The following is a 25,490-nucleotide window of genomic DNA, read 5'->3' on the forward strand; positions in this document are numbered from 1 at the left end:
TTTTGCTTGCCATGGGGATGGCCCTGGCACTGGCCATGCCGGTGAGCGCCGTCCGGGCACAAACTCAGGACCCGGGCCGGAATGCGAGCGCAACTCGATCGCCGGATGTGGTCGGGTCTCCGCCCCCGCTCGTGGCCCGACGGCCAAGTGAGATCGTCCCGGCCGCCTATACCCGACTGCCCACAGAAGAGGAGATGAGCGAAGTCTACCCCGAGTTCGCGAATGCCCATCAAATCGGGGGGCAGGTGCAGCTGAGATGTATCGCCCGGGTCGATACCCGGCTGGATGAGTGCGTGGTGATCTCTGCAGCGCCGGACGGGCTTGGGTTTGGCCCTGCCGCGCTCAGGCTGACGCCATTGATCCGGACGTCTCCGCTGCAGGTCGATGGCGTCGGGGTTGCCAGCCGAATTAACTTCCGCCTCGTCTTCCGGCCCGAACCGGACGACGTCGTTGGCTGGACGGGGCCCGAGCCATCCCCCGAGCAGGTCGAGGCGCTGCGACCGGTCGCCCGCAGGATGTTGAGCCAGATGCCGCTGGAAGTCGTCGTCGATGGCCTGGATGAAGATCGTCGAGAGGTGGTCGTAAGGATTCAGGAAGAAGGCAGGCGGCAGTTCGACCCCCAGGCCGAGGAGGCACTCGCCCTGGGCCTGGCACGCGTCATGACTCCCGAGCAGCAACAGGCCATGGTCGAAGGGCGACCGTTACCCGGACGGCCGCCTGACGCCCGTCTCATGGATGCCGCGGGCGACCAGGTCATCCGCATCGAGATCGAATACCGACAGTATGTGCGCGATCGTTATTGCGCCCTCTACACGTGTTGAGCGCATGGCCGGGACGAGAGCTGGACTGATCATTGGCCTGGTCGCCCTGTGGCCCACGGTGGGGCTGGCCCAGACCGCGACCGACGCGGCGCCCCGGCTCCCGCGGTGTGAGGGCACCGTCACGCGTCTCAGCCCACCCCCTCGCTCCGCGCCCGCCCCCGAGGTCTGGCCTGCCTCGATCTTCGAGGCGACCGGGCGGGAAGATGAAGCCCTCGATGATGTGCTGATGCGCGCCGCGGGCGCCATGGGGGCGCAGTCGATGGGGGCCGCCGTTCTGGACGCCGACGGCCTGTGGTCGGGTCGGACCGGGGCGGAGGACGCCCCCCTGTTCTGGTGGGCCAGCGCCGGCAAGCTGGCGGTCGCCGTCGCGGTGCTGCAGCTGGTCGAGGAGGGGCAGATGTCGCTCGACGACCCGGTGTCGCGCTGGGTCGAGGGGGTGCCGCTGGGCGAGCGCATCACCGTCGGCATGCTGCTGGACCACACCTCGGGCCTCTACAGTTCCAATGAGGCGGCGTCGGTCCGGGCCGATCCCCGTTTCCGGACGCTTGACGAACTGGTCGCGGTGGCGCGCGACGAGGGCAGCCTGTTCTGTCCCGGTCAGGGGTGGCGCTATTCCAACACCAACTACTGGCTGCTGGGCGCGGTACTGGAGGCGGTCGAGGGGCAGCCGCTGGACCAGATCCTGACGCGTCGGATCGTTGACCGGGCCGGCCTGTCCGGCGTGCGGTTCGTGACGCCGGACGATGCCCTGTCCGACATGCAGACCCTGCCACCCCCGGACGACGCCCGGGGCGAGGTGGAGGTCCACCCGGCCTGGGTGGGGGCCGCCGGGCCCATGCTGGCGACCCCCGAGGGGGCCGTCAGCCTGTTGCAGGCAGTCCTGACCGGACAGCTGCTGCCGACGGAGCGGGTCCGGAGCATGCTCGACCAGCCCTGGCCCATGTTCGATCAGCCGATGGCCTACGGACGCGGCCTGATGCTCTATGAGGTGCCCGAGCCCGGCCGACCGCTGACCTGGGTCGGCCATTCCGGGGGCGCGAGCGGGGTCAAGGCCGCCATGGTCTGGTCGCCGGTGGATCAGGCCTATGCGGCGGTGGTGCTGACGGGACCGGGGTCGGCCGAGGCAGCGGCCAATGCCCTGCTGCGCACGCGGGGACGTCGCTGACCTCGCGGGCAAGCCGTTGCAAGCCGAGCGAAATTCCCCTCTAGATGCGTCGTGCGATCGGGGGATCGCGAGGGGGAGATCGGGACATGCGTAAGATCGGACTGCGCCTTGTGGTGCTTGCAGGGGTGCTGGCCCTGACGGGGTGCAAGATGGGCCCGGACATCACGCCGGCGAAAATGGTCCAGATTCCGGATGCCGAAAAGATGCGGGCCGCCTATCCGACCTTTGCCCGGATCGCCGGGATCGAGGGCAAGGTCTGGATGCGCTGTGGCTACACGACGGCGGGCACGCTGGAACGCTGTCGCAAGCGCGGCGTCGCGCCCGAGGGCCTGAATTTCGACAAGGCGATTCCCTTCCTTCTGGCCGAATATCTGGTCGAGCCGCAGACGATCGACGGCAAGATCGCGCCGGGCGAGATCGACTTCGTCATCCATTTCGCCCCGCCGTCCGCGCCGCCCGCCTGGACCGGCGATCCGGTAACGGACGACGAATTGCGCTCGGCCCGCCGGATCGTGGCGGCCCAGTTGGCGATGGTGGATCGCTACGGTGAGCGGGGGAATGCCCACCGGAGCGTGGCTATCGACCGCTATCAACCTGTGGCGGACATGCTGGATCGGGCCTTCACTGCAGAAGGGGATGCGCGCAATGACGCTATGGCCCGCGCCCTGGTCCAGGCCATGACCCCCGAGGAAAGGCGCGCCTTCCGCCGGGGCGGATTTGGCGGGGCGTCCACCTATGAGATGGAGACGGTCAGCCCCGAGCTGTTCGCGGCCAATGCCCGTATCGCCGAGCGGATCCGCACCGAATATTGCGCGGCCTATTCCTGCGCGGCGACACGGCCGGGAAGCTAGTCCTCGACCGTTTCCTTGCGGCGCTTGACCATCAGGTCGAAGCTGTCCCAGACGCCGTCGGCCCCGTGCCAGGACCCGCGGGTCGCGGCCTTGGAATATTCGGTGGCGCGGGCCTCGAAGAAGTTGGCGTGCTCGACACCCGACAGCAGGGACTGCAGCCACGGCAGGGGGTTTTCACGCTGGCCGCCGTACAGTTCGGGCAGCTGCAGCTGGCGCAGGCGCCAGTCAGCGATGAAGCGGATGTAGGCCTTGATGTCCTCGGGCGTCATGCCGTTCACCGGGCCCATTTCGAAGGCCAGGTCGATGAACTTGTCTTCCATGTTCACGACCGTCTCGCAGCACTGCACGATGTCGTCGGCCACAGCCTTGGTCACTGCGCCGGTTTCCTTGTTGAAGGCGTGGTACAGCTTGATGATGCCTTCGCAGTGGAGGCTCTCGTCGCGCACCGACCAGCTGACGATCTGGCCCATGCCCTTCATCTTGTTCTGACGGGGGAAGTTCATCAGCATGGCGAAGCTGGCGAACAGCTGAAGCCCTTCCGAGAAGCCGCCGAACATGGCGAGCGTCCGGGCAACGTCGGCATCGGTCTCGACCCCGAACTGGCCCATATAGTCGTGCTTGTCCCGCATGGCCTCATACTCCATGAAGGCGCCGAACTCGCTCTCGGGCATGCCGATGGTCTCGAGCAGCAGGGCGTAGGCCGCAATATGGATGGTCTCCATATTGGCGAAGCTGGCCAGCATCATCTTGACCTCGGTCGGTTTGAACACCCGACCGTATTTCTCCATGTAATTGTCCTGCACCTCGATGTCCGCCTGGGTGAAGAAGCGGAAGATCTGGGTCAGCAGGTTGCGCTCGGCGCTGTTCAGATTGGCCGCCCAGTCCTTGCAGTCCTCGCCCAGCGGCACCTCTTCGGGCATCCAGTGGACCTGCTGCTGCTTCTTCCACATGTCGAAGGCCCACGGGTAGCGGAACGGCTTGTAGGCGGCCGAGGGTGTCAGCAGGCCGGGCAGGTCGTCGGCGGAGCGGGCGGGCGTGATCGGGCTGTGGGCGTTCATGCGCGTCTCGTGCACTGGAGGCAGGCGGAAGGATGAGGCCGCAGAATGCGCGGCCTCACGCGCCCTGCCAAGAGGGTTCAGGGGCGGATATTGTGATTGTGATCGCCGCAGACCCCAAATCTTGTGGTTAACAGGGCCCCCGGCTGGGGATGGAATGCTCATCCCGATCTTCGCCTTTTGGGCGAGGCGTCGGCGCCTTCGCCTATCGTGGCTAGAAATATCGCCAACCAACGTTATAGTTCGCCTGTGGGGGGAAACGTGCGACCGGTATTGCGCCGCTCTCCCTGCGCCATGGACATCATGTCCGCACAGGGAGGCTAAATTTATGAAAAAACTGAAGTTGCTGGCGCTTGGCGCCACCGTGGCCATGGGTCTGAACGCTGTGGCAAGTGCGCCGGCGCTGGCTCAGGCCGAACCCATCCTCGGGCAGTTGACGCTGTTCGGCACCGACTGGTGTCCGCGCGGCTGGGCCAAGGCCAATGGCGCCCTGCTTCCCATCTCGCAGAACGCAGCACTGTTCTCACTGCTCGGCACGACCTATGGCGGCAATGGACAGACAAACTTCGCCCTTCCGGATCTACAGGGCCGTGCGCCAGTCAGCTACAGCACCAACATGCCGATCGGCCTGGCGACAGGCAGTTCTACGGTCACCCTGACGGTCAACCAGATGCCGGCCCACAATCACCTGATCGTGGCCTCTTCCCAGGGCCCCTCTACCGGCAACCCGTCAGGCGGCAGTCTCGCCACCTTTCCGCCCGCTCAGCCGATCTATTCGAGTTCGGGAACGACCCCGAGTGTGCCGATGAATGCGCAGATCCTGTCGCATACGGGCGGCAGCCAGCCGATCAACGTCCAGAGCCCGATCCTGGCGATGAATTGGTGCATTGCCACCGTCGGCATTTTCCCCTCGCGGCCCTGAACAGGAGGTTGGCATGAACATCATGCTCAAGACGACGGTCGCGGCCATGATCGGTGCCGTGGCCGGGCTGTCGGCCCTGACCGGCCCGGCAAAGGCCCAGGAGCCCATCTTGGGACAGCTCCAGCAGTTCGGCACCTACTGGTGCCCCGAAGGATGGATGCGGGCCAATGGGCAGCTTCTGGCCATCGCCGGAAATGAAGCCCTGTATTCCCTGCTCGGGACGACCTACGGAGGAAACGGTACGGTGACCTTCGCCCTGCCGGACCTGAGAGAGCGGGCCCCGGTTAGCCAGAACGGTCAACTGCCGATCGGCGCCATGACGGGTCACAGCCAGACGACCCTGATCTCGGTGAACCTGCCCAGCCATACGCACCAGATGCGGGCAGATGCGTCAGCGCCCGCGACCAGTGAACCGAACGGCTCGATGCTGGGCACCTTCACTGTGCCTGTGTACGCTCCGTCCACGGCGCCGCTGGGGATGATCATGCATCCGCTGATGGTTCAGCCGACGGGCGGAAACCAGTCTGTTTCCACCCAGAGCCCGATTCTGGCGACCAACTGGTGCATCGCCATGGAAGGCATCTACCCGCAGCGGCCTGACTAGGCTTGCAGCTGTCAAAACTGACCCCGCCGGGCAGCCACCGGCGGGGTTTTTCCTAGTCGAAGATCAGGACTGCCAGACCCGTGAGGGCAAAGCCGAGCGCCGCAGCAATCCGGATCCAGGTCATGGGAAGCCGTTCGGCCGCCTTCTCCCCAAGGAAGACGGCGGGGGTGTTGGCCAGCATCATGCCGAGCGTCGAGCCGATCACCACGGGGATCAGGGCCTCGAACCGGACGGCCAGGGCGGCGGTCGCGATCTGGGTCTTGTCGCCCATCTCCAGAACGAAAAAGGCGGCGGTGGTGGTCAGGAAGATGCCGCGCCAGGTGGTCTCCTTCGGGGCCGGCCGTTCCTCGAGTGTGTCCGGGATCAAGGTCCAGGCACCGAAGGCGAGGAAGGTCAGGCCGATGACCCATTTGACCCATGGCCCCTCGGCAAAGCTGGCCAGGACGGACCCGGCGATCGCCGCCACGGCGTGGTTGGCGATGGTGGCGACGAGGATTCCGCACAGGATGGGGACGGGGCGTCGCCATGCGGCCGCCAGCAGGACGGCCAGCAACATGGTCTTGTCGCCAATTTCGGCCAGGGCCACGAGGCCCGTTGATACGCCCAGCGCCTCCCAGAAGGGCGCTCCACTCAGGAAATGCATCGGTCATCACTCATGCGGGGGCGACGGGCAGACCGGCGGCCATCGCGGACGCCCCCGCATGGTGCGCCCCGCGATGCCAGCGGTCTTGTCAAACAGCTCCGCGACCCGAAGGTCCTCCGAAGCCCCGCGCGCGCCATTCCCTCCGGGCGAGGGAAAGTGTGTTGACGCGCGCCCCACTGCGGTGTGGGCGACTACTCCCCGATGACGAGGCGGCCCCTTTACGCGCCCGCTTCCGAGTCTGCAAGCCGCGCCGCACGACGGCGGCCGTGCCGCTCCAGCGCCCATGCCGCCAGCCACAGGCTCATGGCCCAGGCCCCGCCGACGCACCAGCCGGCCAGCACATCCGACAGCCAGTGGGCGCCCAGATAGACCCGGGTAATCCCGACGATCAGCGCCAAGCTGACCGCCGAGCCCAGCACCCAGGCCTTCTCCCGGCGCCGTTTCAGGCCCTGGGCCACAAGAGTACCGAGGCTGAGATAGAAGACAGTCGACAGCAGGGCGTGCCCCGAGGGGAAGCTGGCGTTCAGGGTCTCGACCACCTGATAGGTCGCCGGCGGGCGCTCGCGCTCGAACACCGCCTTCAGGCCTTCGCTGAGCACCACGGCGCCGATCAGGCCGACCACCAGCCTGAGCGCCGCGCCGCGATGCCGCTGCAGCAGCAGATAGCTGACCGCCAGAAGGGTGAAGAGCGACAGGACCGAGATGCCGCCGAGGGAGGTCAGGTCGACCGCGCCCTCCTGCACCCACCAGGGGCCGATCGGGTCGCCGGGGTTGCCGGGCGCGCGCAGGGCAGACAGGACCCAGAGGTCCAGTGCATGGTCGCCTTCCTCAGACAGGTCCTCGGCCAGTTCGAGGAACATCAGGCTGCCCAGGGCGATGATCAGGAAGGCGCCCAGCGCCGCGGCTTCGGTGCGGGCCAGATGGAGAACGCGGACGGCCAGCGGGGGCAGGTGATCCGCCAGCCGGCGGCGCAGATCGGACAGGGTCATCGTCGCCAAACGGCCAAGGTTGGTCGCTGTTCCGGCAGCGCTTTCGGGCGATCACGATTTCGTGAATCCAGAGCGGCCGTCACCCGGCTGTCACGGGCCTTTCCACAGCCCCCGAGCGCTTGCCCCCCGATTCGTGAAGAATGTGATCGTCAAGCCCGTTGACGGGTCGTTAGCTATATGTGCCCCATATGTGGCGTCAGGACCTGCTTCGCACACTACATCGTGTGTCACCGCAGGGGGCGCTGTTGCATTGGCATTCGGGGATAGACAGACATCATGGCCGGCGGAGAAGCTTTGAAAGCGATGGAAATCCAGACGGTTGAAGCGGGCCAGACGCCCGATCGGCCGCATCTGAAAGTGGTGCCGTCCATCGTTCTGGATCGCTCGCGCGACGCCCTGCTGACCGACTTCGGCAAGAAGACGCTGGAGGATCGCTATCTGCTGGCCGGCGAGAGCTATCAGGACATGTTCGCGCGGGTCGCCAATGCCTTCGCCGACGATGCCGAACACGCCCAGCGCATCTACGACTATATGAGCCAGCTGTGGTTCATGCCGGCGACGCCGGTGCTGTCGAATGGTGGTGCCAATCGCGGCCTGCCGATCTCCTGCTTCCTGAATGCGGTGGGCGACAGCCTGGACGGCATCCAGTCGGTGTGGAACGAGAACGTGGCCCTGGCCTCGAACGGTGGCGGCATCGGCACCTACTGGGGCGGCGTCCGGTCGATCGGCGAGAAGGTCAAGGGCGCGGGCCAGACCTCGGGCATCATCCCCTTCATCCGCGTGATGGACAGCCTGACGCTGGCGATCTCGCAGGGCTCGCTGCGCCGGGGTTCGGCCGCCGTCTATCTGGACGTGCACCACCCCGAGATCGAGGAGTTCCTCGAGATCCGCAAGCCGTCGGGCGACTTCAACCGCAAGTCCCTGAACCTGCACCACGGCATTAACGTCACCGACGCCTTCATGGAGGCGGTGCGCGACGGCAAGACCTTCGACCTGGTCTCGCCCAAGGACCAGGCGGTCATGAAGACCGTCGACGCCCGGGCCCTGTGGCAGAAGATCCTGGAAATCCGTCTCCAGACGGGCGAGCCCTATCTGATCTTCTCGGACACGGTGAACCGCCAGATGCCGCGTCACCAGCAGGAGCTGGGCCTGTCGGTCAAACAGTCGAACCTGTGTTCGGAAATCATGCTGCACACCGGCCGCGACCATCTGGGCGTCGACCGGACGGCGGTCTGCTGCCTGTCGTCAGTCAATGCCGAGACCTTCCTGGAGTGGAAGGACGAGCCGCGCTTCATCGAGGACGTCATGCGCTTCCTCGACAATGTGCTGGAAGACTTCATCCGCCGCGCACCGCCGGAAATGTCGGCTGCCGTCTATTCGGCCAAGCGCGAGCGGTCGGTGGGCCTCGGCCTGATGGGCTTCCACTCCTTCCTGCAGGCTCAGGGCGTGGCCTTTGAATCGGCCATGGCCAAGTCGTGGAACATGCGGCTGTTCAAGCACCTGCGTCGCGAGGCCGACAAGGCCAGCCGCCTGCTGGCCGAGGAAAAGGGCGCCTGCCCCGATGCCGAGGAGCGCGGCATCATGGAGCGCTTCAGCCACAAGCTGGCCATCGCCCCGACGGCCTCGATCTCGATCATCTGCGGCGGCACCTCGGCGGGCATCGAGCCGATCCCGGCCAACATCTATACCCACAAGACCCTGTCGGGCTCGTTCGCGGTCAAGAACCCCTATCTGGAAGAGGTTCTGGAGGCGAAGGGTCTCAACACGGACGGCGTCTGGAATTCGATCCTCGAGAACGAGGGCTCGGTCCAGCATCTCGAAGAGTTGACCGAGGACGAGAAGGCCATCTTCAAGACCGCCTTCGAGCTGGACCAACGCTGGGTGGTTGAACTGGCCGCCGACCGCACACCGGAAATCTGCCAGGCCCAGTCGGTCAACCTGTTCATCCCGGGCGACGTCGAGAAGTGGGACCTGCACATGCTGCACTGGTCGGCGTGGGAGCGGGGCCTGAAGTCGCTCTACTACCTGCGCTCCAAGTCGGTTCAGCGGGCGGCGTTCGCGGGCTCCGAGGACAAGGCCGAGCAGGAGGTGGATCCGAACCAGCCCGACCTGTTCTCCGTGGCGCGTACTGATTACGACGAGTGTCTGGCCTGTCAGTAGGGGCCACCGGCCCTTAGGGCGGGAACGCGAGGGCGTTCTTTCCCGTTAGGCTGACAGAAGGCCGTCGCCGAAAGATCATTTGTCGGGCGCGGCCAGATGTAGCATGCTCCCCTGCACTATTGCGGAGGGGCACGGTGAGGGGCCTGTGAAGCGATCGACGTCCATACTGGCCGGCATTGTCCTGGCCACCGGATTCGGAGGAACCGCCCTGGCTCAGGCGGCCCCCTCGACGACGGCGTCGCTCAACGTTTCCGATGCGTGGGAAGACAGCTGGGAATCCCAGCGCCGTGACCGCGAAATCACCACCCGCCTCAACTCCGATACCGCCTACACTGCCCGGGTCCAGACCGTGACCGCCGGCGCCTATGTGCCGGAGGCGCGCGCCATCGACGTGCGCCCGCTCGAGATCGAGCGCGGCTCGCCCTGGGTCGCCACCTCGCGCGAGGTCTGGCGTGAGACCGACAGCTATACCGAGAGCCTGCGCGTCGACAGCGCGGGCACCCTGCGCCGGGCCGACGGCGGGCCGCTGCCTCCGGGCGCCGGCGATGCCGTGATGGTTGACGATGAGCGCTATGGCGTCAGCTACCGCCGGGGCTGGCCCTCGACGCTGGGCTATACCGCCTCCGGACTGGAAGTGACGCTGACCCCCCATGCCGGGGTCGGCATGACGCCCCTGGGCCCTATGGCCGAGGCAGGCGCCACCCTGTCGATCGGCTCGGACGTCGAGCGGATGGTGCCCGAGGGCCAGGAGGTCTTCGGGGATCGCGCGCGCTGGTATCTGTTCGCGGCCGGCTCGGGCCGGGCCGTCGGCTATAATTTCGCCCGGACGCGCGACGGCAACTATGCCCGCTCGGGCTACAGTCACGACTCGGGCGCCTTCCTCGGCGACGCCTCGGTAGGCGTCGCCTACCGCCGCGGGGATCTCCACAGTTCGGTCGGGCTGGTCTATCGCGAGATCGAGCCGGGCGGCATGCGCGACATGAGCGACGGCATCGAGGCCGATGTGTCCGAAGGCATGGTCGCCTTCCAGCTGTCGATCAAGCCCGACTGGTGATCCCCTAGCGGACCCGGCCCGCGACTATGCCCTCGCGCCGGTCGTCGGCCCCCCCGTCCCAGACCCATCCGTCCGACCCCAACCGCCACACACCGCCGTGCAGGCCGGAATTCTCGCTGGCGTTGGGCCGGAGTCTCAGCCCCTGCGCGGCCAGTGCGCTCTGGAGCGCGGGCGAGAACCGGTCCGTATCGGCGCCAAGACCGCTTCCCCGCGCTACCAGATTGGGCAGGTCGAAGGCATCCTGCACCGGCAGACCCCAGTCCAGGATGCCGATCAGGGCCTTGGCATTATAGGCGAGGATGGAGGATCCGCCAGGCGAGCCCAGACCCCCGACCAGCCGGCCCTCGCGGTCGAGGATGATCACCGGCGCCATGGACGACCGGGGCCGTTTGCCGGCGGCCACCGCATTGGCGACGGGCCGGCCCAGATCATCGATCGCCTCGAACGAGAAGTCGGTCAGCTGGTTGTTCAGGAAGAAGCCGCCGCTCATCCGGCCCGAGCCGAACACGCTCTCGACTGTGGTCGTCATGCTGACCGCATTGCCCCACTGATCGACGATAAAGACGTGCGAGGTGCCGGCCGGCTCGGTGGTCGCATCGGCCCCGGTTGCCGTAACTCCGGGGGGCAGGCCGGGCTCGGCGACGCCGGTCAGGGTCGGCACCAGGGCCGCGCGTTCGGCCACATAGGCCGGATCCAGCAGACCGGCGACGGGCACATCCACGAAGTCTGCATCGGCCACATAGCGATCCCGGTCGGCATACATCAGCCTCTGCAGGCGGGCGAAGGCGACCCAGGCGGGCGCCTGATCCGGTCCGGCCTCGATGTCCGGCACATGCTCGGCCATGGCCAGCAGCTGCAACAGGGCCACCCCGCTGGAGGGGGGCGGGGGGACGCAGATCACATAGATGCGGTAGGGGCGGCACAGGGGCTCGCGCACCTTCGGATCATAGGCCGCCATGTCAGCCAGGGTCAGGCCGCCGGGCCGGGGAGAAGCGGCCACCGTCTCGACGATGCCCTCGGCGATCGGCCCTTCATACAGGGCGCGCGGCCCCTGATCGGCCAGTATGCGGACCGTTTCGGCATAGGACGGATTGACCAGCCGGTCGCCGGTCGTCAGGCGCTGCCCGTCCGGCCCGGTAAAATACGCATTGGCCCAGTCGGTGCGGGCCTGTCCGCGCGTGGCCGCCATATAGCCACCCAGCCGGGGACTGATGATGAAGCCCTCGCGTGCCAGACGCTCGGCATCTCCGAACAGGTCCTTCCACGCCAGACGCCCGTGGTCGGCATGGGCCACGCCCAGCATGGCCACCGCCCCGGGCACACCGGTCGAGCGCCCTGACATGACGGCATCGGGGAAGGGCAGGGGACGGCCGTTCTGCCAGAACAGATCGGGCGTGGCCGAGGCCGGGGCCGTTTCGCGGCCGTCATAGGCAGTGACCGCACCGGTTTCCGCATCGAACCACATCATGAAGGCCCCGCCGCCCAGACCGGACGACTGGGGCTCCACCAGCCCCAGAACGGCCTGAACGGCAACGGCGGCATCCGCGGCCGTTCCGCCCCGGTCCAGCACCGCCATGCCCGCGGCGACCGCATGGGGGTTGGCGGCCGAGACGAACGGCCCCACCGCGCGGGGCACTCCGGCGCTGACCGGCGCGACCGGCGGAACGGCGACCGGCGCCTGCGGCGCGCAGCCGGCGACGGTGATCGCCACGAGAGCACTCCCGGCGACGATCAGGGCGCGCAGGGTATTTACGGACGGGAACAGCGACATGGGCGCGGGCGATCCGGAACAGCCGCGGGAAAGGGGAGGTCCCCGCCTTATCCATTTCGGCCGCCCGTCCGACGGCGGCAACCCCCGGCGGTCAATTCTCCTGGCCGGACATGAGATCAGGGTCTTGCGTCCGCGAAACCGAGCGGCTAGAGAACCGCCCCTGTCCCGCAAGGGGCGGATGCGCACCCGTAGCTCAGCTGGATAGAGCACCAGACTACGAATCTGGGGGTCAGGAGTTCGAATCTCTTCGGGTGCGCCATTTTTTCTCTCATGTTGTTGATCTTGCTGGCGAAGCTCGCGACGCCGCCAAGGCTTCATAAGTTTTTTCATAACATCGAGATCGGCAACCGCAGGGCGTTGGCGGCGGTAGCGGCCCCTAAAAGGGATGCGAGCCAGCCTGTCCGGAATGCGCCAGCAGCGGTCATAGGCTCGCCGCCTGTAACCAGACATTCGGCGTTGGTGGAAAGGCGTTTCGCTCGCCAGAATCGGCTAGATTCGATCCGTGAGCGCCTTTGACGATATTGAACGAAGAGATGTCGAGCCTTCGGGCCACCTCATCAGCCGAGCGGACTATCTGAATGCATCCGCGCGGCCTGAAGCAGCGCGAGTGCGCGCGCAGATCGACGCGATGCTTCTGCGATATCCCGAGACTTATCGCGACGCCCTGATCCGGCGCATTCGTTCGCCGAACGACGACCGGCATCGCAGCGCCGTCCTCGAACTCGCGGTCCACGAGCTGCTCATCCGAAGCGGCTTCCGAATACTTGCCGTCGAGCCGCCGCTGCTAAACGGGCGTTCGCCGGATTTCCTCGTGGAAGCTCCCGACAGCCAGCGGTTTTATCTGGAAGCCACCGTCGCAACCGGTGAAGCCGGCGCCGATCCCGGAGCCGATCGCCGCCTGCGTGACGTGCTTCAGGCGCTCGATGACGTCCGATCTCCCGATTTCTTCCTCAGCCTGCACATGCGCGGCGCGCCCAATCAGCAGATCGCAGTCGGTCGACTGCGCCGACGCATCGAGCGCTGGGTCGAAAGTCTCGACTATGATGAGGTGAATGCGCGACTGGCGGCCGACGGCCCGCCCCCTATGCATCGGCTCGAAGAGCATGGCCTGACCGTCAATATCGAAGTCGTGCCGAAAAACTTCCGGGGCGTCGGCCGTCGTGCGGTCGCCGTGCGCACGTTCGCCGGCGGACAGGTCAATCCTCATCTGGCGATCAAGACCTCTGTCGAGGGCAAGGCGGGCCACTATGGAGAACTCGATCTTCCGCTCGTGGTCGCTGTGACCGCGCTCGATCAGTTCGCCGATCTGGGCAGTGCCGTCGATGCCCTGTTCGGAACGCCGGCAGTCGCCGTGCGCGGCGACGAAGCGCGACATATCCGAAACACTGACGGCGCGTGGCGAGGACCGGGTGGACCGGTCAACACGCGGGTGAGCGCGGTTCTGTTCGTGCCGCGACTTTCCGCCTGGGACCTGGCGCAGCGGGCCTTTACCTTGATTCATAATTCTTGGGCTCAGCGGCCGTTGCCTCCCGCGCCTTGGCGCACCGCCACGAAGCATCTAGTCGAGGAGCAGCTGGTGACGACGCTGGGCGAGCCGCCCCGCGACGTGTTCGATCTGCCGAAGCACTGGCCGGAAGGCGACGAGACCGAAGTCTGAACACTGATCGCGGCGAAGGAGGCTTTCGGCCCGCAAATCCTTAGACGGATCGCGCCAGCATTGACGGCGAACGCGATTTCAACCGACAGTGTTCCATGGGAGTACCGGAGGGAACTGCCGGACGCGGCGTCGTGAACATGAGCCGCCGATCCGGCCGTTGCAAGTTGGTGATGCGATTAGATTTTGAGTATGCTCAAGCACTTGGCGTTGGACCTCGACCAACCCGCGACGCGTTGAAGCCGCTGATCACTGGGCATGCCGGCGACCAGCCCGTTGTCGCGAAAAGCTCCATCCTCGCAATGGCGAGAACAGCGGCCAACAGCCTGCCCGCAAACCTGTCGGCCAATCGACGCGTTCAAGCCACGCTCTCCCTGCTGGCGACACCGACCTCTCGACCGCTCGCTGAGTTGGCGGCCGCGATCACGGCGCTCCCCACCGGAGAGCGGGACTATTGGATCGGCACCTTCTACACCTTGCTTTTGTCGTCGACCATCCGACGACAGCAGGCCACCTACTTCACCCCGCCCTATCTCGCCGAAGCGGTGCTCGACCTGTGCGTGGAGGCCGGATTCGACATTCGGAAGCATCGGGTCCTGGACCCCGCGGCCGGCGGCGCCGCATTCCTTTCGAACGTCGCCGCGCGTGCCTTCGCCTCCGGCGTCACGCCCAATGCCATTCTAAGCCGTCTGCGCGGCGTCGAGATCGACGCCGGCCTGGCGGAAATCTCCGAAGCCCTCGTCGCCTCGCGGCTCGGCTTGTCGCAGGCACCACATCTGATCAGCGTCGACGACGCCCTGTCGTTGCAGGCGCGCGCCGCCTACGATCTCGTCGTGGCCAATCCGCCCTATGGGCGTGTCCGCGCGAACGACCTGCCCGACGAGCGGTGGCGATCGATCGCGCACAGCGGTCACATCAACAAATACGCCGTGTTCACCGAGCTGTGCTTCCGATACGCGAAATCCGGCGGGCTCATCGCACTTGTCTTGCCCTCCAGCTTTCGCGCGGGTCCGCTCTACGACCGGATGCGCACTTTCGTGAGAGCGAACGGCCAAATCCTGGCGATCGGGTCAGTTCCGGACCGCAAGCGCGTTTTCGCCGATGTGCAGCAGGACATCAGCGTCCTTCTGGTTCGCAAAGGCGCACCGCATCCGATCGACGCACGAGTGAAATTCCCAACGCTGAGCCCGCTTGAGCCCGGCGCCGCCGCCGAGCTCAAGCTTTCGGTCGAGGCGGGTGCGCCCTGGCCGTTTCCTTCGGGCAAGGGGATGAAAGCAGGCGGAGCGAAGCTGGCCGACTACGGGGTTCAGGCCAGGGCCGGCTATTTCGTCTGGAATCGCGAACAGGATCGATTGCTGGAGCGCGCGCGCAAAGGCGCCGTGCCCTTGGTCTGGGCCAAGAACGTCAAAGTCGGAACGCTCTGCCGCCCAGCAGGAAAGGACGGCGCGAAAACTGACTTCGTCCTGTTCGACGGACCAAGCTCAGCGATCATTCGCTCGCCCGCCGCCGTGATGCAGCGGACCACCAATGACAAACAGCCCCGCAGACTCGTGGCCGCCATGGTCGCGCCCGAAGTGCGCAAGACGTGGGGCGGCTTCGTCAGCGAGAACCACACGATCGTCTTGGTGAGCGAAGGCGCCCGAGAGCTGAAGTTGCTCGTCGCGCTTCTGAACACGGCGGCCGTGGACGATCGATACAGGGCGGTTTCAGGAACGGCGGCTGTCTCGGTCAAGCTGCTGCGAGATCTCGACCTCCCGCCCCCCGATATCTTCAGCGAAGAACTGCGAAACAACGACGGCGATGCTGAGGCCGCAGCGACCGTCGCCTATGACCGCGCCTCACGGCGGGCGATGGGCCATGGCTAGGCATCGCGGTTCGCATGGATCACGCTCCGGCTTCGCCGACCGGATACCGCAGCGCGGAGCGGACGATGCGCGGCGCAAACAACTGGCGCGCACCCTAGCCAGCAATGCGCAGACCGCCGCCGACGCGTTCAAAGCTCGGCCAACCCGACATCAACGCGACATCGCGGCCTATCTGGACGCGGCGAAGAGGATGCCGCTCTACGCGGTCGGCGACAGCGCCACGCGAGACATTTCCGAGACATATCTCGCCCTGATGAGCGCAGCGCTGAGGGCCATGAATTCCGGCCAGGCCGAGGTCATTCTGTGCTGGCCGTCTCATCGCCCCTGTCTCTCAGCTCTCGTGGCGTTGCTCTCGATTGCCGAAACCGCGGCCGGACCCCGCCGCCAGGTCGTCATCCAGGGCGCGAACGGCGCCGTCGCCGCCGCACCCGAAGGCATTCGCGCAGTTCTCTATCCCTATGCGCGAACCGCGCACACGTCCGCGCGCGAAGTGCATGTCGATCGGAATGCCCTCAGCAAGCTTCACCTCGAACACTTCCTGCGATCATCGGAGGCAGAGGACGATCCGGGGCTCAAAGACTACCATCAGGTCCTGGTGCGCGCCAAAAGCATCACCGGTCGCGGTCGTGACGGCATCGACCACGTCGAACTCATCCATCCCATCCTCGATGAGATCGTACCGCACGGCTCGGCGCGGGAAGGAAGCCCCGCGACCGGCCAGTTGCTGTGGCACACTAAAGCGAAAACGGATCTGAAGCAGCACACGCGATCCGGCGCCGCCGACCGGCCGGACAGCGCCAAATTCTTTCTTTTCGGCGTCGGAGCGAATGACCCGATCGAGCGCGAGATGAAGGCGCTCAAGCGGTCTCCCGATGTCGTCATCCTCGATCTCAGCAAGGGCGGACGCTCCCGACTCGGCTTCGACTGGCTGGAGACCGCGGCAAAGGCCTTGGCCACGATCAAGACCGCGTATCCCGATGCGGGCGTCCTCGCGCTGACGGACGATCCATGGACCTACGACGCCGCCCGGCTCGATCTTCTCGGCCGTAAACTTCCGGGACGGCGAGGCGCCATCGTTCCGGCGAACGCCCAGACGGTGCTGACTCGGACGGATGGAATCTTGAGCCCGCTCGTGGCGGAAGGCGCCACTCTCTGGCGCGGCGCCGAGGAGATCCAGGTCGACGGTTTCGTGGGTTCGGCGAACGAGGTCATCGCGCGGTTTCGATCCCTCGGCGCGCAACTCAGGGAACGCGGCAATCGCCTGGGCGCCGACGCCGCGCGGGACATCATCGCCAAGGTTCGGCGAGCCGCCTGCCTGCCCGGCAGTCTCGCGCAGTTCTCGAACTTCCTTGAGCAGGAAGCCGGTGAGACGATCGCCGCCGACCATCTCGCCGCCTATCGCATAGACGCCGAAATCAACGTTCTGCTCGATGTGCGGAACGGAGCCTCGCTCGTCGCGGCCGATGAACTCCAGTCCGCGATCCGTGCGGCGCGGGACCTCCTGCGTAAGGCGCAATCCGCAACGCCGATGTCCACCCTGGTCGAGGAAGCCGTGCTCCCGGCCGAACGCGCCAGCTCGCTCACCGTCGTGCTCTTCCGCACCGAGGTCATGGCGGATTTCTGCGCCTTCCTTTTGGGACGCGACCACCCCAAACTCAAGGAACGACTGGAGAGAGGCATCGTGCGGTTCACGACGAAGCAAGGCTTCGACGATCTCGCCAAACTCGGGCCCTCCGTCAAAAATCACTACAAGCGGGCGATCGTCGTCGCGCCGACGCGACAGACCATCCTTGAGCTGCTCGCCCAGCCGTGGCTCCCCGACGCGTTCACGGTGTTGGCCGACGGCGACACTCTGAAGTTTTCGGCGCGCGACGCGCTGCGGCTCGCCGATCAAATCCCCGATCCCGAACTCGTTCGGCGCCTCGAAGTCTTCGCCGCCAATGCGACCGCCCGCCTACGCGGGCTGGGCGATCATCAGGTCGACCTGGACCGGACCGTCGCACCGGCGGAAGACGTCGAGTTTCCGTCCAGCCAGGTCATCGACCTCTCCGGCTCGGGACGACGCGGAGATCGATCCCTGCTTGAACTGGTCATGGAGAACGGTCAGCGCGTCATCGCCCATCCCGGCACGATCCTCGTCGGCAAGGACAGCGGGCGCTCTGTGTCCCGCTTTGTCGAGGTCGAGGCGAGAGAGCTCCAGGGCGGCGAGGAGATTTGCGTCATCGGCCCGGCCTTCATCGAGAAGGCGCGCGGCCTGCTCAACCTGACCGCCACCGCCGCCGAAGAGATCCGAGACTATCACCAGTTGGTGCTTGAGAAGTTCGGCGCCTTGTCGGGCGACCCCGCCACTCGGCTGCGTGAACTCTGCGCGCGGATGGGCGAACCTGCTATATCGACACAGCGTGCGCACTACTGGATCAATCTGGAGGCGGAGGCGCACAAGCCGCTGTATGAGGTCATCCCCCACGCGCCCCAGGACGAGGCGACGTTCCGCCGGTTCACGGCCGCGCTGGGGATCGGCCCACAAATGACCGCACGTTTCTGGACCTGGGCGGTGATCGCCCAACGGTCCAGCCGCGTCCGCGCCGGCAGCGCCTTTCACGACGCCTACCGCGGCATTCTCACCGACGTCCATGCCGCGACAGCCGAGAACAAGGAACGCGCGCGCGACATCCGCGCCCTGCGCGCGGCCGCCGAAGAATTTGTCACGCGCGTCGCCGCTGTCAGACCATGGAGCGAACGATGAAGGGCCTGAGCGACAAGGATCTCAGCACTGTCGACGTCGAACTCAAGGAGGCGATGTGCGACGCCATCGTCAACACGATCGTCGCGCGTGTCAGCGCCACCGACGCGGAAGGGCGCTTCATCTATGGACGGTCGCCGCGAAGGGCAGTCGTCTCAGGCCAGTTGCTGCCGCGCTTCGACATCCGCGGGCAGGATGAAACCTCTGACATCGCGATCGCCGCCCTTGGTCTCGACTTCTTCCTCGCGCGCGACGCCGCCGCCACGCTCCGCGCCCAACCGACCTTCTCCGTCTATGTGCGCGTCCTTCCGACCTGGGAGGACCTACAGCCGGGCGGCGGGCCGCTTGAGTTCGAGTTTCAACTCAACGCGGCCGTCCAGCACGAGATCGACCGCGAGATCACGGACACCCGGACCGCAGCCTTCGCGGCCGCCGGCGTCGAGAAGCCGAACTGGAAAGCGCTGAGCGAAAGCGCGCGATCGGAGGTCCGAAAAACCCGCGGCAGAATCCAGGAAGAGGTTCGTGTCGCCGCCTATGCGAAGCGCGGCATACGCCTGCGCGCGGACGATTTCGATGCATCGAGCGAAGCACCGTCGGACATCGAAACCGAGGGCCCCGACGGTCCGGATCAGAACTCGCCGGACGCGGTGGAAGCGCCCGTCGCGCCGGTCGCCAAACTGTTGCGAGAAGGCCGCGAGATACCCTACGCCCTGATCGATGACTCGCCGATTCCGTCGAAGTGGCGTCGCCTCGACCTCACTTGTCCCGCGTTCGACTGGCCCGCGAGCGCCGAGGGCGCCGCACTCGGCGCCTTCGTGGACGCCTACAATAAACAGCTCGCCGCCCAGACCAGCGAACAACTGCTCGCGTGGCTCACCACCGACGGAAAGCAGGAGGCCTGGCGAAATCTGCGAGTCCGACCCGAACACGCCGAAAGTCGAGAACGGTGGGACGCCTTCGTGGCCGCCGCGCGAAACATCGCTCCCGATGCGGCGAAGCTGGTCCCCGACCTCAGCGCGTTGACGCTAAAGGTCGAGCGACAGGGAGATTTTGTCGACCAAACACGCATCTCGTATCGGATCACCTTCGACAACCAGTGCCAGCAGCTCCGCCCGGCAGACGCACAGGCCCGCTGCAACGCGATCTTCGGCACGCGCCTCGCCGTCACCCTGCCGACGTCCGCCCATCGACCGCTGCAACTTGATCGGGTCGAGCCCTCCTATCGTTTTCGAGATTATCTCGAGTATCCGGCGATCGGCTTGAATTGCGGTGTGGACGCCGCGGTTGAAGGCGACCAACTCGTCTTGTTGACGACCTGGTCGCCGCGCTTCGTGCAGCTGCGCATCTCGCCCACCAACATCGCCGTCGAAACGCGTTTCGGTCAGCTCTCACGAGATGATTTCCCGATCCGCGATCTGCTCGACCTGCCGAAAGCCTACCTTGAATGGATCGAGGAAAGCCGGGACTCGCTTGAGGACCAGGTCGGACGCAATCTCGATGCGGCCGACGCCGAGCGAGAAATCGAACGCCTTCGGCGCGATCTCCAAGGGCAGACGGCGGAGGCCGGCTACATTCGCAAGGGCGTCGAAGTCCTGATCAAGGCGGCCGACGCGGCAAAGGCCGCGGCGAGCGCGCCGACTGAGACGGAAAGGGCGCGCCTTGATCGGCTCGCCATTCCTTGGCGCGCCTGGTGTTTGATGAACCGCACCTTCTTTCGTCGCGACAACAACGACGACAAGCGCGGATGGCGCCTCTTCCAGCTCGCCTTCATCCTCGCCCATATTCCGACTTTTGTGTCGCGGATGGAGGAATATCGCGACTTCTCTGACGCCGAGCTCGACGACGAAGCCGCGAGCCTGCTCTACTTTCCGACCGGCGGCGGCAAGTCCGAAGCCTTCTACGGCGCGTTGATCTTCGCCCTGTTCACCGACCGCTTGCGGGGCAAGCAACGCGGCGTCACCGCCCTGATCCGGTACCCGCTGCGTCTCCTGACCCTGCAGCAGGCGCAGAGATTGCTGCGGTTGCTGGCGTGGGCCGAACTCATGCGCCGTGAGCACAAGGTCGGCGACTGGCCCTTTGAGATGGGCTTCTGGGTCGGCTCCGCCAACACGCCGAACAGCTACAGCGGCATTCGCGCCGACGTTCCGCTCTTGGACGACACCGCTCATCCCGATGACGCCGCGCTGGAAGACGGCGCGCAGACCGACCAGGACGCGATCGCCGAGGCGAGACGCTATCGCGACATCCGCGAAGCCTACAACAAGGTGCCCGAATGTCCTGTCTGCAGGAGCGTCACGGGGCTTCGACGCAATGAGCTCGACGGGCCGCGTGCGAAGCGCGCCGCCATCGTCTGTTTCAACGCCGAGTGCGCCTGGAATAAATTCCATGGACGCCTGCATCCGCTCCCCTTCCTGCTGACCGACGACACGATCTACGAACGGGCGCCCTCGATCGTGCTCGGCACGGTCGACAAGCTGGCCATGCTCGGTCAGCACACCAACACGGTGTCGCGCGTACTCGGCATGTTCGGCCTGGCGCGCTGGATCGATCCCAGCGGACATCTCTTCGTCGAGCGCGGCGCAGACCGGCTGAAGGACGGTCCGGAGGCCAACGGCTGTCGTCCTGTGTTTCCCGCTTATCGCCGCGGCGAACCTGTCTTCTTCGATCCCTTCCCATCACTGATCATTCAAGATGAGGCTCATCTTCTGGAAGAGAGCCTGGGCACCTTCAGCGGACTGTTCGACACCCTGCTGGAGAACGTCTTCTTCCGGATCAACGAAATGGCCGGCGACGACCTTCACGTCTCGCGGATCTGGACGGGCGACGGTTGGCACGGTCTGCGCACGCCCAAGATCATCGCCGCCACCGCAACGATCTCCAATCCAGAGCGTCAGCTTCAGACCCTGTATCAGCGCACGCCGCTGCGGTTTCCCTATCCCGGTCCCGACATCTATCGATCGTTCTTCGCGGAGCCGGCGGCCCCTCCCGACGGCAATGCCGAACGACAGGCCCTGGCCGCAGACCTCCCGCCCCATCTGGCGCCCGAGGCGACCTCCCCGTGGATGCGCCTCTATGTGTCGTTAATGACCAATGACGCCACCCATACGGTGACGGCGGTCCACGTCTTGAGCGCCTTCCACACCCTGATCACCCGGCTTTGGAACGACCTCCAGGACGCTGAACGACAAGGGGTCGTGATCGACGCGCTGAAGGCCGCGATCACCCCGTCTCGCTCGGGCCTGTGGCGCCGACAGGCGCTGGATCGCGCGCGTGACGAAGGCCGCATGAATGAGGTCATGGCCCTCGTCGATCTCCATCGCATCGCGCTCGCCTATGTGACCAATAAGAAGGGCGGCGATCAGATCATGGACGCCTTGGGGACGTCCGTGCATCAGCACCACCTGCGCGCGGGCCTGCCCTTCGACCTGTTCGACAGCCGACTGATCTCGGGCGGCGTCGATATGAAGGCCATTCAGCAGGTGATGAACGACGCGGGCGTCTCCTTCGCCGGCGCCGACTATCCGCCCATCGATCAGACCGTGCGCAGCATCGTCGCGACCGCCGCGATCAGTCATGGCGTCGATGTCGATCGTTTCAACAGCATGTTCTTCGCCGGTTTGCCGTCGGACATCGCGGAGTACATCCAGGCGTCCAGTCGCGTGGGCCGTACCCACGTCGGCTTCGTCATGCTCGTGCCGACGCCACAGAACCGGCGCGACCGCTATGTCGTCGAGACCCACGACATCTTTCATCGCTTCCTGGAGCGGATGATCGCGCCGCCGGCGGTCGAACGCTGGGCGGAGAACGCCGTCCGACGCGTCCTCGCCTCCTACATCCAGGCCTGGGCGATGCTCAAGGAGGGCGAAGACTTCATCGCCCTCGCCGATGATCGCAAGGCCGACGTTCCCGCCGCAGACGCCCTGAGCCGTCTCAAGGCCTGGGCCAGCGACAGGCGCGTGGGCTTCCAGACCAATCTCGGCAGCTTCGCGCTGCGCGCCGCCGGCTTTGAAGGACGAGGCCCCGCTGGGCTGGGACAGCCGCCCTATCGCGACCACTACCAAGGCCTGGTGGATCACGAAATCGGTCGGTTCGCGCTCTCGATGACGCAACAGACGACCTCCGCGCGTCTGGCGGAATACTGGAGCGGTCTGGATACGGTCTTCCAGAAGCCGATGACGTCGCTGCGCGACGTCGATGAGGCCGGATACATCGTGGCATCGGGATACGACCCGCGCGCGACCGGTCGCTCGACCAGCGTCGACATTCGGGACCTGACCGCGGTGATGAAGGCGATCCGCACGCAGAAGGGTGAATCCGCCGAGACCGATGCCGATGCGAGGCGCGATGACTGACGCGAAAGACAAGAGCGACCGCTATCGTCGCCCCGGAAATTTCGGCGGTCGCCGACAAGACGTCGAGCCGCCCAAGCCGCCGGTCATGGCGCGCTCGCGGACGCAGCTAGCCACCGCCTATGCGCCTGGCGTCCTGTTCACCTGGGAAGGCGGAAAAGGCATTTGCCGCTCGGTGCCGGTCGACAGAGAACTGAAGCTCGACCGCACCACCAATGCGCTGATCTTCGAAAGCATGCGCGAATTCATCTCGAACTGGCGCGCGCGCATCGCGACGACCATCCCAGACGCTCTCGACGACCTCTCGATCGACAGGGCCTTCTACGACACCCACTCCGGTCGCGTTCAGATCGACCCCGCCCGTTTTCGAACGACAAGCCCGGACGTCGTCGGCTATGTCCCCTATCCGCTCATCTATCGCTGCGGGACCTGCGGGCGCGTTCGAGAGTACCAATCGGTCGAGGAGCAGGCCCGCTCTCCTCTCCCGCGCACCTGCCAGGGCCACCATGCGCGCTGGACACAGATCGACGTCGTCTACGTTCACTGGTCTGGCAACGTCGAGCCCCTTAGTCCCTTCAACTACAACCCGGATCGCAACACGGGCGAGGTTCGGCAAATCCGCTCCTGCGGCTGCGGAAGCGATCGCTTCGTGCTGCGGAACGAGGCGCCCGTGTTCAAGGAATGGCGCTTCATCTGCGAGGGCTGCAAGGAATCCAGAACGCTGAAGAAGGCGGATCCGGAAGTGCTGCAGCGCCTTCATGCGGAACAGCAGGCGGGCGGTCGGCAGTTCCAATACCTCGAAGTCAATATGATGCCCGTCTCCTACCGGGCGAACTCGGCCTTCTATCCTCAGCGCAGCGCCTTCATAAAATTCAGCGACCCATCGGTCGTCGATCTGATGACCGGCGAACGAACGAGCGAACTGCTGCGCGTGTTGGCCCGGGTCCACAACGTCCCCTTCAACGAACCCGCGCGCGAGGACATTGAAAACGCCGTCAGGCAAGCGAACCGCGGCGGCGAATGGGACGAGTTCGCCGATCTCGAGACCTTGGCCGAACGCGCCGCCGCCGGCCATCGGGACGACGCGGCGCGGCGCTATCGAGACCTCGCCGACACGATCCGCGAGCAGTGGTTCGCCGACAAGGTGGTGAGCCGAGGCAAGCTGGCCAGCCCCGCGCTGATGGAAGCCGTGGTGGCGCGGCAGACCTGGGCACGGCGCTACGACCCGATCCGTCTCACGATTCAGCATCACATCTTCGAACGCGAGCACATCGAGGAGGCCAAGACACGCCACGCCGCCATCGACGTGCTCGAACCGGACATCACGCTCAGCGAAGTCGCCAACGACCCGGCCGCCAAGGCGCGCTACGCGCGCGAGGTCGGAGGCCTGCTCCACAGCACCGGTATCGATCGCATGGTCCTGATCCGCGGCTTGCCGATCTGCGAGTTCAGCTTCGGCTATTCGCGGGTGTCATCGTCCCCGATTTATCAGCGCGAACACAACGGCCAGTCGATCGCAGTACCCGTCCGGCTGAAGGCGTTCGACACCCTTCCGCACTCCCACGGCAGGCATCCGATCTACGTAACGGAGCAGAACAACGAAGCGCTCTACGTCAAGCTGGACGAAGATCGCGTGAGACGCTGGCTGGAGCGCAATCTGATCACGGACATGCCGACGCACGATGTCGGCATCGGTCGCGCCTACCTCGAAGGCTACGAAGATTTCGGGCCCTTCCTCGAGGCTTACAAGGACAGGGAACGCGGGCGCTTCGATCGCAGATTGGCACCGTACATCTACCTGCTTTTGCACTCGCTCTCCCATCAGCTCATGCATTCGCTGGCGGAGGTGTCCGGCTTGGATCGCGACGGCATCGGCGAACACATCTTCCCGGCGGACTTGGCGTTCGTGATCTATCGAAAGGGCATGACGCCCGATCTCGGAAACGTCTCGGCGATGTGGCGCAACCACGCCCTGGAGTTCCTCCGTCGGATCGTCGATCAGCGGATGTTGCGCTGCGGGTCTGGGAGCCTGTGCGACGCACGCGGCGGCGCCTGTCCCGCCTGCATCATGGTCAGCGAAGTCAGCTGCATCTCCTCGAACCTCCTGCTCTCGCGTTCGAGCTTGAAAGGCGGCGCCAAGCCAGAATGGGAAGATGTCGGCGCTCCCGATCTGATCGGCTATTTCGACCCGGGCCTCGACGCGTGAAGAGCGACTCCCTCGTCTCGCCGTCTGCGACCGCCCGCTTCGTGGTGACGCTTCCGCCCGAGCCGAGCAAGCTCGCCGATGCGCTGCGCGCCGACATCGCCGCCCGCTTCTCCTCGCTGACGGACACAACGGACGCCTTTCGCTATCTCGCGACTCTGGCCAAGGATCGACTGGTCATCATGGTCCCGTACATCGACACGGTCGGCGCCCAGTGGGCGCTTGAACTCTTCGAACTTACCGATGCTCACGAACGTCTGCTCGTGCTCCGCGACGCGACCCAGCTCCGGTCTTGCGGTCTCGCCGGTCAACGGGTCGCCGATCTCGCGACGATCCATGACTATGCGCCGCAAGGGCGCGAGGACGGCGAGTCTGACGAAACCTTCCACGCCAAGATCGTGCTCGCCGATGGCGTCGCGGCCTATGTCGGATCCGCGAACCTGTTGCGGCGCTCGAAGGGCGTGAACCTTGAATGCGGCATGCTTGTCGAAGGCGCGGCCGTGCGATCCATCAAGGTCGTCGTCGATGCAGTGATATCTACCTTCTCCGGGAGCTGACGTCGTCACCGACATTCCAACCAACCAGCTGTCTGGGCGCATTTGGGGGTGTGCGCGAAGTCGGCAGGCTGGTTGCCAAAAAGG

The 25,490-nt window shown here is 65.8% G+C and carries 17 protein-coding genes, 1 tRNA gene and 1 riboswitch; of the genes, 14 read left to right on the forward strand and 4 right to left on the reverse strand.

Annotated features, from left to right (window positions below):
- Positions 1-194 precede the first annotated feature (194 nt).
- From LC068_RS13030 to LC068_RS13040, 3 genes are all read left to right on the forward strand, one after another.
- Complete coding sequence (locus tag LC068_RS13030) at positions 195-821, forward strand: hypothetical protein (protein WP_226637884.1); 627 nt, start codon at positions 195-197, stop codon at positions 819-821.
- 4 nt (positions 822-825) lie between these two features.
- Positions 826-1,986 carry a serine hydrolase domain-containing protein gene (locus LC068_RS13035; RefSeq protein ID WP_226637886.1) on the forward strand — a complete coding sequence of 387 codons (1,161 nt, stop codon included), beginning with the start codon at positions 826-828 and terminating at the stop codon, positions 1,984-1,986.
- A gap of 86 nt (positions 1,987-2,072) precedes the next feature.
- Positions 2,073-2,837, forward strand: a complete 765-nt coding sequence (locus tag LC068_RS13040; protein ID WP_226637889.1) for a hypothetical protein — start codon at positions 2,073-2,075, stop codon at positions 2,835-2,837.
- Here the strand turns inward: LC068_RS13040 and LC068_RS13045 are convergent.
- A complete protein-coding gene (locus tag LC068_RS13045; RefSeq protein WP_226637891.1) occupies positions 2,834-3,895 on the reverse strand; it encodes a ribonucleotide-diphosphate reductase subunit beta in 1,062 nt (353 codons plus the stop codon). The genes LC068_RS13040 and LC068_RS13045 overlap by 4 nt on opposite strands.
- Before the next feature lie 325 nt (positions 3,896-4,220).
- Here LC068_RS13045 and LC068_RS13050 point away from each other — a divergent pair, with 325 nt between their 5' ends.
- Positions 4,221-4,814, forward strand: a complete 594-nt coding sequence (locus LC068_RS13050) for a phage tail protein (protein WP_226637892.1) — start codon at positions 4,221-4,223, stop codon at positions 4,812-4,814.
- Positions 4,815-4,827: 13 nt separating this feature from the next.
- Complete coding sequence (locus LC068_RS13055) at positions 4,828-5,418, forward strand: phage tail protein (RefSeq protein WP_226637894.1); 591 nt, start codon at positions 4,828-4,830, stop codon at positions 5,416-5,418.
- 52 nt (positions 5,419-5,470) lie between these two features.
- On the opposite strand, the gene LC068_RS13060 is transcribed toward LC068_RS13055, so the two are convergent.
- Both LC068_RS13060 and LC068_RS13065 read right to left on the reverse strand, forming a co-directional pair.
- Positions 5,471-6,061 (reverse strand): TMEM165/GDT1 family protein, encoded by a 591-nt coding sequence (locus LC068_RS13060; RefSeq protein ID WP_226637896.1) that lies wholly within the window; start codon positions 6,059-6,061, stop codon positions 5,471-5,473.
- Positions 6,062-6,169: 108 nt separating this feature from the next.
- Positions 6,170-6,273, reverse strand: a riboswitch (yybP-ykoY riboswitch).
- A gap of 6 nt (positions 6,274-6,279) precedes the next feature.
- Entirely contained in the window at positions 6,280-7,050 is a 771-nt protein-coding gene (locus LC068_RS13065) for a phosphatase PAP2 family protein (RefSeq protein ID WP_226637898.1), read from the reverse strand.
- Positions 7,051-7,326: 276 nt separating this feature from the next.
- Here LC068_RS13065 and LC068_RS13070 point away from each other — a divergent pair, with 276 nt between their 5' ends.
- Together LC068_RS13070 and LC068_RS13075 are read left to right on the forward strand one after the other, a co-directional pair.
- Positions 7,327-9,210, forward strand: coding sequence for a ribonucleoside-diphosphate reductase subunit alpha (locus LC068_RS13070; protein WP_404825220.1), 1,884 nt, complete (start codon positions 7,327-7,329; stop codon positions 9,208-9,210).
- 145 nt (positions 9,211-9,355) lie between these two features.
- Positions 9,356-10,264 carry a lipid A-modifier LpxR family protein gene (locus LC068_RS13075; protein WP_226637900.1) on the forward strand — a complete coding sequence of 303 codons (909 nt, stop codon included), beginning with the start codon at positions 9,356-9,358 and terminating at the stop codon, positions 10,262-10,264.
- A gap of 4 nt (positions 10,265-10,268) precedes the next feature.
- Here LC068_RS13075 and LC068_RS13080 read toward each other — a convergent pair whose 3' ends face one another.
- The gene (locus tag LC068_RS13080; protein ID WP_226637902.1) at positions 10,269-12,035 is read right to left on the reverse strand and encodes a gamma-glutamyltransferase family protein; all 1,767 of its coding nucleotides are present in this window, start codon (positions 12,033-12,035) and stop codon (positions 10,269-10,271) included.
- 182 nt (positions 12,036-12,217) lie between these two features.
- Here LC068_RS13080 and LC068_RS13085 point away from each other — a divergent pair.
- From LC068_RS13085 to LC068_RS13115, 7 genes are all read left to right on the forward strand, one after another.
- Positions 12,218-12,294, forward strand: a tRNA-Arg gene (locus LC068_RS13085).
- A 243-nt stretch (positions 12,295-12,537) separates the two neighbouring features.
- Positions 12,538-13,692: a hypothetical protein gene (locus LC068_RS13090; RefSeq protein WP_226637905.1), complete on the forward strand. Its 1,155-nt coding sequence runs from the start codon at positions 12,538-12,540 to the stop codon at positions 13,690-13,692.
- A gap of 233 nt (positions 13,693-13,925) precedes the next feature.
- Complete coding sequence (locus tag LC068_RS13095) at positions 13,926-15,554, forward strand: N-6 DNA methylase (protein WP_226637907.1); 1,629 nt, start codon at positions 13,926-13,928, stop codon at positions 15,552-15,554.
- Positions 15,547-18,300: a hypothetical protein gene (locus LC068_RS13100; protein ID WP_226637910.1), complete on the forward strand. Its 2,754-nt coding sequence runs from the start codon at positions 15,547-15,549 to the stop codon at positions 18,298-18,300. Before LC068_RS13095 ends, LC068_RS13100 begins: the two co-directional genes overlap by 8 nt.
- Positions 18,297-22,649, forward strand: a complete 4,353-nt coding sequence (locus LC068_RS13105; RefSeq protein ID WP_226637912.1) for a DEAD/DEAH box helicase family protein — start codon at positions 18,297-18,299, stop codon at positions 22,647-22,649. Before LC068_RS13100 ends, LC068_RS13105 begins: the two co-directional genes overlap by 4 nt.
- Positions 22,642-24,852: a hypothetical protein gene (locus LC068_RS13110; protein ID WP_226637915.1), complete on the forward strand. Its 2,211-nt coding sequence runs from the start codon at positions 22,642-22,644 to the stop codon at positions 24,850-24,852. The genes LC068_RS13105 and LC068_RS13110 overlap by 8 nt, the downstream gene beginning before the upstream one ends.
- Positions 24,849-25,406, forward strand: coding sequence for a phospholipase D-like domain-containing protein (locus LC068_RS13115; RefSeq protein WP_226637917.1), 558 nt, complete (start codon positions 24,849-24,851; stop codon positions 25,404-25,406). The genes LC068_RS13110 and LC068_RS13115 overlap by 4 nt, the downstream gene beginning before the upstream one ends.
- Positions 25,407-25,490 lie beyond the last annotated feature (84 nt).

The organism is Brevundimonas poindexterae, assembly GCF_020524625.1.
Lineage (GTDB): Bacteria > Pseudomonadota > Alphaproteobacteria > Caulobacterales > Caulobacteraceae > Brevundimonas > Brevundimonas poindexterae_A.

What these genes read in the sequence shown, in the direction of transcription:
- LC068_RS13065 (WP_226637898.1), bottom strand. Translation starts at nt 7,050, where the DNA reads ATGACCCTGTCCGATCTGCGCCGCCGGCTGGCGGATCACCTGCCCCCG.
- LC068_RS13070 (WP_404825220.1), top strand. Translation starts at nt 7,327, where the DNA reads ATGGCCGGCGGAGAAGCTTTGAAAGCGATGGAAATCCAGACGGTTGAA.
- LC068_RS13040 (WP_226637889.1), top strand. Translation starts at nt 2,073, where the DNA reads ATGCGTAAGATCGGACTGCGCCTTGTGGTGCTTGCAGGGGTGCTGGCC.
- LC068_RS13080 (WP_226637902.1), bottom strand. Translation starts at nt 12,035, where the DNA reads ATGTCGCTGTTCCCGTCCGTAAATACCCTGCGCGCCCTGATCGTCGCC.
- LC068_RS13030 (WP_226637884.1), top strand. Translation starts at nt 195, where the DNA reads ATGAGCGAAGTCTACCCCGAGTTCGCGAATGCCCATCAAATCGGGGGG.
- LC068_RS13045 (WP_226637891.1), bottom strand. Translation starts at nt 3,895, where the DNA reads ATGAACGCCCACAGCCCGATCACGCCCGCCCGCTCCGCCGACGACCTG.
- LC068_RS13100 (WP_226637910.1), top strand. Translation starts at nt 15,547, where the DNA reads ATGGCTAGGCATCGCGGTTCGCATGGATCACGCTCCGGCTTCGCCGAC.
- LC068_RS13050 (WP_226637892.1), top strand. Translation starts at nt 4,221, where the DNA reads ATGAAAAAACTGAAGTTGCTGGCGCTTGGCGCCACCGTGGCCATGGGT.
- LC068_RS13105 (WP_226637912.1), top strand. Translation starts at nt 18,297, where the DNA reads ATGAAGGGCCTGAGCGACAAGGATCTCAGCACTGTCGACGTCGAACTC.
- LC068_RS13055 (WP_226637894.1), top strand. Translation starts at nt 4,828, where the DNA reads ATGAACATCATGCTCAAGACGACGGTCGCGGCCATGATCGGTGCCGTG.
- LC068_RS13035 (WP_226637886.1), top strand. Translation starts at nt 826, where the DNA reads ATGGCCGGGACGAGAGCTGGACTGATCATTGGCCTGGTCGCCCTGTGG.
- LC068_RS13060 (WP_226637896.1), bottom strand. Translation starts at nt 6,061, where the DNA reads ATGCATTTCCTGAGTGGAGCGCCCTTCTGGGAGGCGCTGGGCGTATCA.
- LC068_RS13110 (WP_226637915.1), top strand. Translation starts at nt 22,642, where the DNA reads ATGACTGACGCGAAAGACAAGAGCGACCGCTATCGTCGCCCCGGAAAT.